This window comes from Candidatus Planktophila lacus (assembly GCF_002288325.1).
GTDB classification, from domain to species: Bacteria; Actinomycetota; Actinomycetes; order Nanopelagicales; family Nanopelagicaceae; genus Planktophila; species Planktophila lacus.
Genome location: NZ_CP016780.1, coordinates 1202480 through 1215934 on the forward strand (window position 1 = coordinate 1202480; position 13455 = coordinate 1215934).

Consider the following 13455-nt stretch of genomic DNA (forward strand, 5'->3'; position numbering starts at 1 on the left):
AATCCTAAGGTGGCCACGGGGGTGGTCGTGACCGTTAGCCCTTTACGCCTCTGTGAACTGCAACAACCCCGAAAGTTAAGTTCTGCCAGCCGACTTGGCTCCATCCCGCAGCCTCGATCTTGGCGGCGAGCGCCTTCTGATTTGGCCAGGCGCGGATCGATTCGGCCAAGTAGATATAGGCATCTGGGTTAGAAGAGGTTTTCTTGGCGATCGCCGGGAGGGAGCGCATTAAGTAATTGGTATAGAGCTTTCGAAATGGAGCCCAAGTTGGGCTAGAAAACTCGGCTATGACGATCCTGCCACCCTTTTTGGTCACGCGTAGGGCTTCCCCGAGGGCTTTATCTACATCTGAGGTATTGCGCAGACCGAAAGAGATGGTCACAACATCGAATTCGCCATCGGCGAAGGGCAGATTTAAGGCATCGGCGAAGGTGAAGGGCAGGTGCGGGCGGGCTTTACGGCCGGCAGCCAGCATGCCTTCAGAGAAATCGGCTGGAATAACGTCGGCGCCAGCGGCAGCCAAGGGTTCGGAGCTCGATCCCGTGCCTGCAGCCAAGTCGAGGATCTTCATTCCAGCCTTTGGGGCGATGATCGCAGTGGTCGCACGGCGCCAAGCCTTGGTCTGGCCCAGGCTGAGCAGATCATTTACGAGGTCATAGCGCTTGGCCACCCCATCGAACATTGCGGCGACTTCATCGGGGTTTTTATCCATATTTGCGCGCGACATAGGCGAAGTCTCTCGCAATAGTAGGCTCACTCACAACTCCAAAGCCATAAAGGGGAAGTAAATGTCGATCTCAACCGGATCACTTCGGGCAACGGTCTTTCCTCGCAGCACTGCGCTAACCCATGCCACCTTTATCGTCGGCGGAACTTTGTTTATTGCCGCTTTGGCACAAATCGCTGTTCCGGTTCCGGGATCCCCAGTTCCTGTAACAGGTCAAACACTTGCCGTTTATTTAATCGGAACCACTTACGGTGCACGACTTGGATTTGCAACATTCGCAACGTATTTATTAGCCGGCGTTGCAGGAGCTCCAGTATTTGCTGCAGCAACAGGTGCAACTAGCCACGGTATTGCCCGTTTAACTGGTGCAACTGGTGGTTACCTAATCGGAATGCTCGTTGCCACAGTTGTTCTTGGCGCGCTCGCAGATCGCAAAGCCGATCAGAAATTTAAAACTTCATTTCCAGCGTTAACTTTGGGAAGCGCAATTGTCTTTGCCTTTGGATTGATCTGGTTAAAAACATCGCTAGATCTTTCTTGGGCAGCAACAATCAGTGCAGGCCTTACTCCATTTATCTTCGGTGAACTTTTGAAGATTGCAATCACCGCAACTTCCCTGCCACTGATTTGGCGCAAGATTGCACAAAAGTTAAATCGATAAACTAATTCTTTATGCCGCAACTTATCCCCGTTACTACTGCGCGCCTGGGCGAGCACTTACCGCTGCTGGAGCTACTTCCAGATAGCGCACCTGTTACTTGGGTTCGCGGCGGCGATGGCTTAGTTGGTTGGGGTTCTTACGCATCCACCACAGTGAGCGGCCCAAATAGATTTAAAGATGCTCGCACTTGGTGGCATCAACAGCTAGAAAAACTTGCGATCTCTGATTCAGTTCACGCCAGTGGCACAGGTCCAATTCTCTTTACCTCTTTCTCTTTTGATCAGAACGAAGAATCAGTTCTTGTCATTCCTGAAATCGTTGTCGGAATGCGCAATGGAAGCTCTTGGATCACATGGATCGGCGATCAAGCCCAGCCAAAACTCGCTGAAAGCGCACAGATGCTTGAAGATGCTGAATACAACTGGGGCGATGGTTCGATTAGCCCAGCGGAATGGCAGATTCGCGTTGCACAAGCAATTAAAGAGATTGAAAGTACCAAACTTGAAAAAGTTGTTCTTGCACGAGATTTAAAAGTTAACTCACATCGCGCCATTGATCCACGGAAAATTCTTCGTAACCTAAGCGCCGAATATCCATCTACATGGATCTTTGCAGTCGATGGCTTGATCGGTGCAACACCTGAGCTCTTGCTCCGCTTATCTCGCGGCATGGTTACGTCACGAGTTCTTGCTGGAACGATCAGCAAAACTGGCGATGATGAGAGAGATTTAGCGCTAGCCGCATCATTGGCACGATCGTCCAAGGATCTCGAAGAGCACGAATACGCAGTTAGATCAGTTGCAGATGCGCTCGATCCTTTCTGCACATCAACTAACGTTCCAGAATCCCCATTTGTATTGCACTTGGCAAACGTTATGCACTTGGCGACTGACGTTACTGGTGCGCTAATCGAAAGCAAGAAGAGCGTTGATGCTTTTACAATTCTTGAGAAATTACATCCATCCGCTGCTGTATGCGGCACACCAACTGAGATTGCTGCAAAGCTGATTAAAGATATTGAAGGGATGCCACGTGGTCGCTATGCCGGACCAGTAGGTTGGCTAGATGCGCGCGGTGACGGTGAACTTGGAATCGCCCTTCGTTGTGGGCAAATTACTGAAAATGAACTGCGCATCTTTGCGGGCTGCGGAATTGTGGCTGGTTCCAACCCAGAGAAAGAGTTAACCGAGAGCAACGCTAAATTTGCGCCGATGCGAAGCGCACTTTCATAAGCTTTAAAGCGATTTCATCTTCTCTGCCAGATCTTTAATTAGATCGGCATTTGCTTCACGGTTAGGAACATCCAGGACTACAACGCTTAGCCCCTTAATTGGTGCAGTTATCTCTTTACTTAATTCTGCGGTGTTATCGATAGTTTTTCCGCTGATTCCCATTGATTTTGCAATCGCCGCAGGGTCTAGCCCGTGTGGTGTTCCAAAAACTTCTTCAAATCCTTCTACTCCGCGTTGTGGCAAAGTTGAGAAAATTCCGCCACCATCATTATTTACAACGAAGATCTTGAGGTTTACCTGGTCGTGATGAATTAACCCAGTTAAGTCATGCAGGAAAGCTAAATCTCCAAGTACTGCAATTGCCGAACCGTGATGTGTTGCAATTCCGGTTGCGGTAGAGATATTTCCATCAATGCCTGCCAGACCACGATTTGCATAGGTTATGACTCCTGATCGTGCAGCTGCGAAAGCTTCGAGATCTCTAATGGGACGCGATGATGCGATAAACAGCGCTGTATCCGCAGAAAGGTTGGCTGCGATCTCACGAGCGATAAGTGGCTCAGACCAGATTGAAACATCTTTAACAACTTTGGCAGTGCGTTCAGAATATTTCTGCCATTTAGCGATCCATTCAGGATCGGCGGGTGCAACATAAAGTTCGGGAAGATCGGTAAAACGCTTATCTGCCGCGCGGTCTGAATCCACTGTTGCAATGCGCGGATCAATAACAAATGTGGAACGTGCAGATTTGATGAGTGCGTTAACTGATCTAGACAGCGTTGTACGGCCAATTACGATCACGGTATCTGGAGCTAAATCTTTTGCGATTGGAGTTGCTGTTAGAAATAGACTGGCATGGGCGTTTGCTTGCGCAAATGTCAGTGGATCCTCGCTAATTACCGGCCAACCGAGAGATTCAATAAATGCGCTAACCGCGGCAACTTCAAGTCCGCCACGGTCATGGCCAATTACTAGTAAGCCACGTGTTGATTTACTTGCGAGAGTTCCGGCTTTCTTGCGATCAAAGACTTTTGGTGGATTTACCTTTAAACCATCGAGCCACGCATCGTTATCATCACCAAGAAGTGGTTCTTCAAATTGCACATTGATATGTACTGGGCCGGTTTGAAGTGCGTTAAGTGGAAGTTCTAGCGGATAGGCCCCACCAGAAACATCGGAGAAGTAACGAACTGCTTTGCCAAAGATGCGTGCTTGCTCAGTGGTTTGGTTGGCGCCCGTTCGACGTAGTTCGGCTGGACGATCTGCAGTGATTACAAAGAGTGGGATATTTGAATGTGATGCTTCCAGAACTGCAGGATGGTAATTCGCAACCGCTGTTCCGCTAGTGCAGATAACTGGCACAGGACGATTACTGGCCTTTGCTAAACCAAGTGCGTAGAAAGCGGCAGTGCGTTCGTCGATGCGGATATGTAACTTAATCAAGCCGCGCTTTTGGGCCGCAACTAGTGCAAGAGATAAAGGCGCGTTTCGGGATCCTGGTGAAATAACTGCATCAGTTATTCCCGCCTCAAGAATTTGGCGAATGATTACCCGAGCCAGGGTTGTTGCTTGACTCATGTAAGTAACTTCCCGACTCTCATTATGCGATTCTTCCACCATTCGAAGCGATCGGGTGACACTTCAAGGCCATCTAGTTTTGGTGAAATCTGACCCAGCGCGATCTTTCCATCAACAATCTTATGTTCTGCAACATCACGTGTCAGAAGTGAGCCTGTCGCTAAACCACAATCAAAGCTCAGATCACTAATTGATGCGGCAAGTTCAAGTCCATATTCGATTCCGATGGCACTTTCTAAAGCGCTAGAAACAACGACGGGCAGACCGTGGTGTTGAGCAATCTCAAGAGATCGTCGAATTCCTCCGAGTGGTTGCACTTTAAGCATCACAACATCTGCAGCATCGGTGAGGTCTACTTTAAATGGGTCGGTTGCTTTGCGAATGACTTCATCTGCTGCAATACGTAATGGAATCTTGATTCTGCGCTTTAGTTCACGTAGCTCTTCAATAGTTGCACAAGGTTGCTCAACATATTCAAGTGGGCCAATCTCTTCGTAATATGCGTAAAGATTAGTGAGCGCTTCTTCTACAGACCAGAGTCCGTTGACATCAACGCGGATTGCAGCCTTTGGAGCGTTAGAAAATACTCGAGCAACTCGCATGACGTCTTCAGTGAGATTACCTCCCACCTTTACTTTGAAAGTTTTTGCACCTGAAAATGTGCGCATCAGGGCTTCGATCTCTTTTTTATCATTTAGCTCTGGAATGGTTCCGTTGACTGCTATTTCATTTCGGAAACGTTCGGGGCGAGCAACTGTTGCTGCTTCTATTGCACTAGCGAGCCATGGCGCGCACTCGTTATCGTCGTATTCCAGAAATGGTGAGAACTCTCCCCAGCCTTGCGGGCCCTGCAGCAGTGCAACTTCGCGATAAGTCACACCACGAAAATTGGTACGCGTGGGAATTGTGATTACGCGAAGGGTTGCAAGGAGGTCATCAAGCATAAGTTTTATGGACGTTTAGGGAATTTACCGAAATCTGGCGCGCGCTTTTCCTTATACGCATCGCGACCTTCTTGACCTTCTTCGCTTAAGTAGAAGAGCAGCGTGGCATCGCCAGCCAGTTGTTGAATTCCGGCAAGGCCGTCATCGGCGGCGTTCATAGAAGATTTCAGCAAACGAAGTGCAAGAGGAGAGTTGCGCAGCATCTCGCGGCACCAAGAAACAGTTTCGGCTTCAAGTTCTTTAAGTGGAACAACGGTGTTAACAAGTCCCATGGCGAGCGCTTCTTGCGCATCGTATTGACGAGTCATAAACCAAATTTCGCGGGCTTTCTTCTGTCCAACACTTGCGGCTAGTAAACCTGAACCATAACCACCATCGAATGAACCAACCATCGGACCGGTCTGCCCAAACTTTGCGTTATCGGCAGCGATTGTTAAATCGCAGACAACATGCAGAACATGTCCGCCGCCGATTGCCCAACCAGCGACCATTGCAACAACTGGTTTAGGAGTGCGACGAATTTGAATTTGTAGATCTAAAACATTTAAGCGGCCGATGCCCTTTTGTGCCAAAGGATCTTCGCCGAGATATCCATCATCTCCGCGCACGCTGATATCTCCGCCAGAACAGAAGGCTTCATCGCCGGTTCCGGTAAAGATGATTACGCCGACATCTGAGTTATCGCGCGCAAGTGAGAAAGCTTCTTGTAATTCAATAATTGTTTGGGGGCGAAATGCGTTGCGCACCTCTGGTCGATTGATCGCGATCTTGGCCATGCCGTCGCCTACTTGATAGGTGATATCGGTAAATTTCTCTCCACCTGCGCCAGTTGCCCACGCAGGGATAGAACGGTTACCAAATTCACGCTTGATCGGCTTGCTCACGATTCCTCCATCTTCGACTTCGAGCGATAGCCTACGCGTGCAATGGAGCAGACGTCACAACGAGAGATTCGTGCGATAGATCCCACGTGGGACCTCGCCGAGTTAATGGCGCGCCTTGCCAAAGCCCTTATTGGAGAAGGCCCGGCTCTGGCCCTTGGCCCAGTTTCAGTCGCCGGCGCCCCAGATCGCGTGGCGCTAGTAGTCAATACCAGTGGATCAACTGGGATAGCTAAAGAAGTTGGTTTATCGGCCAGCGCACTTTTAGAGAGCGCCAAGAGCGCAAATAAATTTGTTGGTGCAAAGCCAGGACAGATCTGGTCGTTGTTGCTGCCGTTAACTCATATCGCCGGAATAAATATTTTAGTTAGAAGTTTAGAACTTGGAACAGTGCCAATTGATGCCCGAGAAATTACTGGCAAATACCCGTTCGCTGATTTCACTGCAGTTGTGCCGACTCAACTATTTCGCGCACTAAATGGCGATGGCGATCTGCTGGAACATTTGATTTCTGCGCAAGCGGTATTGGTGGGAGGTGCGGCACTTTCTTCAGAGCTACGTGAAGCCGCACATGAAGCAGGTATCAAGGTAGTTGAGACTTACGGCATGACCGAAACCTCAGGTGGATGCATTTACAACGGAACACCTCTTGACGGAACCGAATTTGAAATTGACGATCTTGGAGTTATTTCAATATCTAGCAAATCGCTAGCCACAACTTATCTAAATGATCCAAAATCTTGGGATGAGAAGATCCGTAACGGATACTTTGTCACAACTGATCTTGGATATATCGAAGATGGAAAACTTGTCGTAACCGGCAGAAGCGATGATCTGATAATAACGGGCGGAGAAAATATCTCTCTGGCTGAAGTCGAAAGAATCGTTTCGACAACTTTTTCTGGAATTGATTGTGCGGCATTTGCGGTTCCTGATTCGCAATGGGGACAGGCGCTGCAATTAGCGATTGCTGGTGATGTTAAGCCAGAGCAATCTGCGATAAATGAATATCTCTCTTCACAAATCTCAAAAGCGGCAAAGGTAAAGAACTTCTTATATGTAAGCCAACTCCCCCGTACCGCCCTTGGCAAAATTGATCGCCGTAAACTTGCAGAGCTCGCGACTGAGGCAAACCATGGCTAATAAGTGGGTCCTTGGTGCGCGCCCGCGCACACTTGCTGCAGCTATTGCTCCGGTATTAGTTGCTACCGCATTTGCAGGAAGTGACTGGAAACCCTTCCCTGCAGCACTCGCGCTCTTAGTTAGTTTGTCGCTGCAAATCGGCGTCAATTACGCAAATGATTATTCAGATGGAATCCGCGGAACCGATGACTCTCGTATCGGTCCGATCCGTTTAACAGCAACCGGTCTAGCAAGTGCAAAATCTGTGAAGAACGCAGCGTTTATCTCTTTCTTCTTTGCTGCCGTCGCTGGGTTGGTTCTAGCGCTGCAAACTTCCTGGTGGTTAATTGCTGTCGGAGCGTTAGCAATCGCTGCAGCTTGGGGATACACCGGTGGTTCTAGCCCTTACGGATATAAAGGTTTAGGTGAAATCTCTGTATTCCTATTCTTCGGGATTGTTGCAACGGTCGGAAGTTATTACGTACAGACCGAAGAGTTGAATTTGCAGATATTTATCGTGGCAGTTCCGATGGGTGCTCTGGCATGTGCCATCCTGGCAATTAACAACTTAAGAGATCGCGGCCAAGATGAATTAGTTGGAAAGCGCACGATGGCGGTGCGGCTGGGAGATAAAGGTGCGCGTGCTCTTTACATATCTCTACTAGTTTCGGCCCACCTCTTTGCTCTGCTTACCTTCGAGCCTTTTGCTTTACTTACTTTGTTAGCGCTACCTCTCAGCGTATCTCTGGCACGTTCGGTCTGGGCTGGGACAATTGGCGCAGCGCTGATTCCACTTCTGGCAAAGACTGGCAAGTTACAGATGCTCTTTGCCGCCCTATTTGCACTCGGCCTAGTCCTCTAACTTTCGCTAGACTCTACCCATGCTCAGATTTCAAGCGCTCTTCGTTATCGCATCTCTTGCCTTAACTCTTTACTCGTTTATTGATTGTGCAAAACGTGATGAGTCGCTAATTCAGAAACTTCCTAAATGGGGTTGGCTGCTAATTATTTTGTTCTTCTCAGCTTTTGGAGCTATCGCTTATCTATTTATTGGTCGCACCCGCAGAGATAAAGGCCCTCGTCCACCAAAGCGCAGAATCTTGCCACCGGATGATGACCCAGATTTCTTACGTCGCCTTTAGTTTTTAACCTTTAAAGGCCGCTGTATGTGTGCTTTCCAGTTCCCCATACATTTACATATACATAGTTAAATAGAAATGTTGAGCCTGCAAATAAGCAGAGCCAAGCAGCGCGACGTCCACGCCAGCCAACTGTCACGCGCGCGTGGAGATATGCAGCATAAGCAACCCAAGTAATAAAGGCCCAAGTCTCTTTTGGATCCCAACCCCAGTAACGACCCCATGCGCTCTCTGCCCAAATGGCACCTGCGATTACCGAGAAGGTCCAAAGTGGAAAGACAAATGCAACTAATCGATAAGAGAGTTGATCTAGCGTCTCTAATTCAGGAAGACGTTTCGCCCAAGGTTTACGTCCACCGCGTTTCTCCATTGAATCTAAGTAAAGAAATGCTCCCGCAATTACATTGGCTAACAAGAAGACGCCACCAGAAATGATTGCGGCAACGACATGGATAACTAACCAAGTAGATTTCAGTGCTGGTACTAAAGGTGCGCTGTCGCGATAAAGCAAAGTAATTGCAGTACCGAGCGTCAACAAGACTGCAATTGAAACAAAGAGCCCAAGCCAGCGTAGATCGTGTTTACGAAGAGCAATTAGATATGCGCCGGTAAAAGCCAGAGCACCGGTGATTGAGAATTCATACATATTTCCCCATGGGACATGTCCATTGGAAATTCCACGCGCGATTACACCCGCGAGCAAAAGGAGAAAACCTAAGACCATCATCGCAGTTGCAATTCGCGCTGCACGTTCGGTTCGCGTGTAATCAAAAGTTCTAGTTAAAGTATTTCCTGTCGCGCTATCAGCAAGCTCTGGTGAGCGAACTGCCCAAGCAGTCTCGAAGGCATGGGCTAAGAAAGAGAGCGCAAAAACTGCCATCGCTGAATAAATAGAGTAATTAGAAATATATGCCCAAGTTGTTTGCATTACTTCTCATCTCTCATATGCGCGGTTAATGAAGCGATCTCTTCTTCAAGTCCAGGTGCACCATTCTTGGCTAGCCCTGCTACTTCCACAACTCCAGATGATGTGATCCTTATCCAAATACGGCGGCGTCTTCCGAAGAGCGATGCCAGCAGGCCAAGGATTGCGGCGATAGCGCCATAGAGCGCATATTGCTTTCCGGGATCGTTAACTATTTGCAGGTTTATCCAAGGTACAAAAGTTTCAAAGGTGATTGAGCCAGCGCTGAAATTGAAGGTTTCACCAGGCTTGAGCGAATCAAGTGCGATCCGCGACATCTCTGAAGTATCAATGCGATAGACAGATTGAGGAATTCCTGAATCTAAACCGAGGTCACCTTCCCAAATCGAGAATAGAAGTCTGGGATCTAGCGCTTCAGGAAAGAGTGAGATTCCGCCATCGACTGCTGAGCGTGAATAAGTAGGTAAGAAGCTTGCAACAAATCCAAGTTGGGGACGTGCATCAGGAACTTTGATCGAACCAATTGATTTTAGAAATCCGTCTTGCGGCAAGAATGGAACTGGACCTTGAAAAACAACAAAGCCAGCGGTATCTCTAACTGTAACAATTGGTGAGTAACCATTAGCCTGCAAATAAACGCGAGTATTTCCAAATGTAAGTGGGCTATTGACCTTCAAGATCTTCTCTTCAGAAACTTTTTCTCCAGGATTTGTTACCCGAACAGTTGCGGTGTAATCCCTTGGGGCTGCAGTAACTGGATCGTAATCTGCTTGGAAATCTTCCACTTCAATAATAAATGGATCGATTACATCTTCATTTACTAACTTTCCAAATGACAAGGTGTCATAAGAAGTCGGAACGCTAATGAACCGCTCTCCTTTGTTGACGATCGCTTCGCCGCGCATTCCAAAGAGCGATCCAACGCTGACGCCGACCAAGATCAAGATAAGTGAGAGGTGGAATAAGAGGTTTCCAGTTTCGCGCAAGTAACCCTTCTCTGCAGAAACTGCGCCGTCTTCGTAGCGAATTCGAAAACGTTTGCGCTTTAACCAAGCAGCGCCCTTATCAAAATTAGATTTATCGCCGCCAAAAGAAGTAAAGAACTCCATACGAGAGAGATTCTTTGGAGTTGCAGGCGGCACCGCGCGCATCGCTTTGAAATGCTCAGCCGATCTAGGTAGAACACAACCAATTAGAGAGATGAACAGCAGAATATAAATAGCGCTAAACCAAGGCGATGAATAAACCTCAAATCCTGAGAAGCGATCGATCCAGCGAGCTAACTGCGGATCATCAATAAAGTATTGCCGCACCGCCATTGGGTTCTGACTGCGCTGCGGGACGAGAGAACCTGGAATCGCAGCAAGGCCTAACATCATCAAGAGAATTAGCGCAGTGCGCATACTTGTTAACTGGCGCCAAGCAAAGCGCGCTAAACCACCTGCGCCGAGCTCGGGAACTTCTACTTGGCTACTCATTAGATCACCGGCGCAAAATCTGAAATTACTGAGCGAAGTGAGGCCATCAATTCAGACCAGAGACCAAGCAATTGTGCGATTCCGATCAGAATTAAAATCACTCCACCGATCTTGGAGATCAAATCACCACGTCTAACTAAGAACTTGCGCAACTTTTCGGATTTATCTAAAAAGAGTCCCGTTGCGATAAATGGCGCACCTAAACCGATGCAATATCCCAGAGATAAAATCGCTCCGCGTGCGGCACTTGACTCTTGAAAGGCGAGAGTTTGTACCGTTGCTAGCGCAGGTCCGATACATGGAGTCCAGCCGATTCCGAAGAGAAATCCCAGAAGTGGCGCGCCAATTAGCCCACCAGTTGTCGAAATACGTGGATGAAAAGTTGGCGCCATCGGAAAAATTCCCATAAAGAGCAGACCAAGGAGAATTGTTAAAACACCGAGAATTCGAGTTATCAACTCTTCTCGTGCAAATACTTCAGAACCGATTCCACCAAAGAGCGCACCGTAAGAGATAAAGAGCGCGCTAAATCCTGCTACAAAGAGAATTGATCCTAAGAAAACTCGGCCACGAGATTTAGAAAAGCCTGCGGCATAGGCGAGATAGCCCGGAACTAGCGGCAATACGCAAGGAGATAGAAAAGAGATGATGCCCGCGAAGATTGCAAAAGGAAGAGCGGCGAGTAGATAGCCGCCAAATAACTGATCAACAACAAAGTCAATCATTCTGCTTCCAACTTTCTAATTATCTTGCTCAGCGAAGTAAGCGTTACTTCACCAGAGATTCGTGCAGCAACATTTCCGTTCTTATCGATCAGAACAGTGGAAGGAATGGCATTTGCAGGAAGCGTAGATTTAAAGCCCAGCAAGAGCGCATCGTCGATAAAAGTTGGATAAGGGATATTCAATCTGCGCGCCAAAGCTTCCGCATTTACTGGGTTATCTCGAGTCAATATCCCCATAAATTGCACGTTTGGATATTGCTTTGCAAGTTCAATCAACGTTGGGATTTCTGCGCGACATGGTGAACACCAAGAAGCCCAAACATTTACTACCGCTACTTGGCCAGGATTAAAGATAAAAGTCTTACCCGTTAGCGTCATTCCAGATAGCGCTGGCGCAGCTTTGCGATCTTCCAAATTTATATTGGTAACCGCCCCGCTGCCTTCAATAAAACTTTCTTCCGCTATCGAACTTCCGCCACCGCACGCAGTTAAAGTAAATGCGATAAGCAGAAATGGCGCGAGGCTAGAAAGACTTTTGCGCATTACTTATTTCTTCTCGGGCAGTAAATGTCCGGCTGGTTCAGAATAGGAAAGTCCTGAAATAACGCCTTCATCATCAAAGTGAACGCTGGTCACTGAAGCGAGGGTGCAGATTCGCTTTCTTGGATCATGCAAAAGTGATCTACCTTCGATTGCACTTCTTAAAATCCAAATAGGCAGTTGATGAGAAACAACAATCGCATCTTTTCCATTGGCAGCTTTACGCGCGGCAAAGATTGCGGCAAGCATGCGGTTGATCTGCTCTTCATACGGTTCTCCCCAAGATGGTTTCCAGGGGTTATATAAATGGCGCCATGACGATGGATGTTTTAGCACTCCACTGCCTAGTTCAAAACTCTTTCCTTCAAAGACATTTGCAGCTTCGATTAGACGTTCATCGGTTGTTATCTCAATGCCGTGCGCGCGAGCAATTGGTGCGGCGGTTTCTTGCGCGCGTTGTAATGGCGAGACATGGAGTGCGCCAAGGTTTATCGATTTAGACCATTCACCGAGAGTCTCAGCCATTTGCTGTCCGCGCGTTGAAAGTCTCCAACCTGGTTGACGTCCATAGAGAATTTTCTCAGGATTCTCTACTTCACCATGTCGCGCGATGTGAACCGTTGTACTCATAGCGCTAAGCATAAAGCGTCTGAAGGCTATGGATTAAACGAGAAATAGCGCTGATAATCGCTAGGGTAGTGACATGTCACTCACCGTCAGACGCGCAGCGTTCTTTGACGTCGATAACACCTTGGTTCGTGGCTCAACAATTTACTTCCTGGGCCGCGGCATGTACCAGCGCGGTTTCTTCACTAAATCAGATATTTCGCGATTTGTATTAGCCAATCTGAGATTTAGATTAACGGGGACTGAAAAGCAGGATGAGATAAATCGCTTTCAAAAATCTGCCCAAGACTTTATCGGCGGCCATAACGTTTCTGAGATTAGAACTGTTGCACAAGAGATTTATGACGAATATGTCTCTCCCTCACTTTGGGAAGGCACTATCGAAATCGCGCAAGCGCATCTAAATGATGGCGTAGAAGTTTGGTTGGTCACCGCAGCTCCGGAAGATATGGCAACGCTTATTGCGGAAAGACTTGGTTTTACTGGCGCTCTCGGCAGTAAGGCGGCGATAGTTGATGGCCACTACACCGGTGCAATGAACGGTCCGCTTTTGCACGGTAAAGAGAAAGCAGTTGCAATTGCAGAGATTGCTAAAGAGCGCGGATTTGTTCTAGCCGATTGCTTTGGATATTCCGATAGCCACAATGATCTTCCTTTACTTCAAAGCGTTGGCCATCCATCTGCAATTAATCCTGATGCAAAGTTAAGAATTCGTGCACTTAAGGAGAATTGGCCGATCCATGACTTCCGCAGAATGCGCTCTATCAATCGCTATCTGGGTCCGATCGTCTCGCGCGCTGCCTGGCTGGGAACTCGCTTAACTCCACGCAGAGAATCCAGATAACTCTTACAGTTCGCGCGAAGCGGTCACTTGCCA

The 13455-nt window shown here is 48.0% G+C and carries 15 protein-coding genes; 6 read left to right on the forward strand and 9 right to left on the reverse strand.

What is annotated here, in order from left to right; translation table 11 throughout:
• Positions 1 to 34 precede the first annotated feature (34 nt).
• The gene (locus A1sIIB106_RS06110; RefSeq protein ID WP_095677685.1) at positions 35 to 727 is read right to left on the reverse strand and encodes a demethylmenaquinone methyltransferase; all 693 of its coding nucleotides are present in this window, start codon (positions 725 to 727) and stop codon (positions 35 to 37) included.
• Positions 728 to 788: 61 nt separating this feature from the next.
• On the opposite strand from A1sIIB106_RS06110, the gene A1sIIB106_RS06115 reads away from it, so the two are divergent.
• On the forward strand, positions 789 to 1388 hold the full coding sequence (locus A1sIIB106_RS06115) for a biotin transporter BioY (protein ID WP_095677686.1): 600 nt from the start codon (positions 789 to 791) through the stop codon (positions 1386 to 1388).
• Positions 1389 to 1399: 11 nt separating this feature from the next.
• Complete coding sequence (locus A1sIIB106_RS06120) at positions 1400 to 2620, forward strand: isochorismate synthase (protein ID WP_095677687.1); 1221 nt, start codon at positions 1400 to 1402, stop codon at positions 2618 to 2620.
• Positions 2621 to 2623: 3 nt separating this feature from the next.
• On the opposite strand, the gene menD is transcribed toward A1sIIB106_RS06120, so the two are convergent.
• Genes menD through menB form a run of 3 tightly spaced genes read right to left on the reverse strand, consistent with a single transcriptional unit; the run spans position 2624 to position 5987 of the window.
• On the reverse strand, positions 2624 to 4198 hold the full coding sequence (menD, locus tag A1sIIB106_RS06125; RefSeq protein ID WP_095677688.1) for a 2-succinyl-5-enolpyruvyl-6-hydroxy-3-cyclohexene-1-carboxylic-acid synthase: 1575 nt from the start codon (positions 4196 to 4198) through the stop codon (positions 2624 to 2626).
• Positions 4195 to 5142, reverse strand: a complete 948-nt coding sequence (locus A1sIIB106_RS06130; RefSeq protein WP_190277171.1) for an o-succinylbenzoate synthase — start codon at positions 5140 to 5142, stop codon at positions 4195 to 4197. Before A1sIIB106_RS06130 ends, menD begins: the two co-directional genes overlap by 4 nt.
• 5 nt (positions 5143 to 5147) lie before the next feature.
• Entirely contained in the window at positions 5148 to 5987 is an 840-nt protein-coding gene (gene menB, locus A1sIIB106_RS06135) for a 1,4-dihydroxy-2-naphthoyl-CoA synthase (RefSeq protein WP_095671863.1), read from the reverse strand.
• 81 nt (positions 5988 to 6068) lie between these two features.
• Here menB and A1sIIB106_RS06140 point away from each other — a divergent pair, with 81 nt between their 5' ends.
• Genes A1sIIB106_RS06140 through A1sIIB106_RS06150 form a run of 3 tightly spaced genes read left to right on the forward strand, consistent with a single transcriptional unit; the run spans position 6069 to position 8287 of the window.
• Complete coding sequence (locus A1sIIB106_RS06140) at positions 6069 to 7166, forward strand: AMP-binding protein (protein ID WP_095677690.1); 1098 nt, start codon at positions 6069 to 6071, stop codon at positions 7164 to 7166.
• Positions 7159 to 8007 (forward strand): 1,4-dihydroxy-2-naphthoate polyprenyltransferase, encoded by an 849-nt coding sequence (locus A1sIIB106_RS06145; protein WP_095677691.1) that lies wholly within the window; start codon positions 7159 to 7161, stop codon positions 8005 to 8007. The genes A1sIIB106_RS06140 and A1sIIB106_RS06145 overlap by 8 nt, the downstream gene beginning before the upstream one ends.
• Before the next feature lie 19 nt (positions 8008 to 8026).
• Positions 8027 to 8287, forward strand: a complete 261-nt coding sequence (locus tag A1sIIB106_RS06150; RefSeq protein WP_095671601.1) for a PLD nuclease N-terminal domain-containing protein — start codon at positions 8027 to 8029, stop codon at positions 8285 to 8287.
• A gap of 10 nt (positions 8288 to 8297) precedes the next feature.
• Here the strand turns inward: A1sIIB106_RS06150 and ccsB are convergent, their stop codons facing one another.
• From ccsB to A1sIIB106_RS06175, 5 genes are read right to left on the reverse strand one after another with little or no spacing between them, the layout of a single operon-like run.
• Positions 8298 to 9212: a c-type cytochrome biogenesis protein CcsB gene (gene ccsB / locus A1sIIB106_RS06155; protein WP_095677692.1), complete on the reverse strand. Its 915-nt coding sequence runs from the start codon at positions 9210 to 9212 to the stop codon at positions 8298 to 8300.
• A complete protein-coding gene (gene resB / locus A1sIIB106_RS06160) occupies positions 9212 to 10687 on the reverse strand; it encodes a cytochrome c biogenesis protein ResB (protein ID WP_095677693.1) in 1476 nt (491 codons plus the stop codon). The genes ccsB and resB overlap by 1 nt, the downstream gene beginning before the upstream one ends.
• Positions 10687 to 11412: a cytochrome c biogenesis CcdA family protein gene (locus A1sIIB106_RS06165; protein ID WP_095677694.1), complete on the reverse strand. Its 726-nt coding sequence runs from the start codon at positions 11410 to 11412 to the stop codon at positions 10687 to 10689. The genes resB and A1sIIB106_RS06165 overlap by 1 nt, the downstream gene beginning before the upstream one ends.
• On the reverse strand, positions 11409 to 11954 hold the full coding sequence (locus tag A1sIIB106_RS06170; protein ID WP_095677695.1) for a TlpA family protein disulfide reductase: 546 nt from the start codon (positions 11952 to 11954) through the stop codon (positions 11409 to 11411). The genes A1sIIB106_RS06165 and A1sIIB106_RS06170 overlap by 4 nt, the downstream gene beginning before the upstream one ends.
• Before the next feature lie 3 nt (positions 11955 to 11957).
• Positions 11958 to 12581: a histidine phosphatase family protein gene (locus tag A1sIIB106_RS06175; protein ID WP_095677696.1), complete on the reverse strand. Its 624-nt coding sequence runs from the start codon at positions 12579 to 12581 to the stop codon at positions 11958 to 11960.
• Between the two features lie 73 nt (positions 12582 to 12654).
• Between A1sIIB106_RS06175 and A1sIIB106_RS06180 the strand changes: the two genes are divergently transcribed.
• Positions 12655 to 13422: an HAD family hydrolase gene (locus A1sIIB106_RS06180; protein WP_095677697.1), complete on the forward strand. Its 768-nt coding sequence runs from the start codon at positions 12655 to 12657 to the stop codon at positions 13420 to 13422.
• The last annotated feature ends 33 nt before the right edge of the window (positions 13423 to 13455 follow it).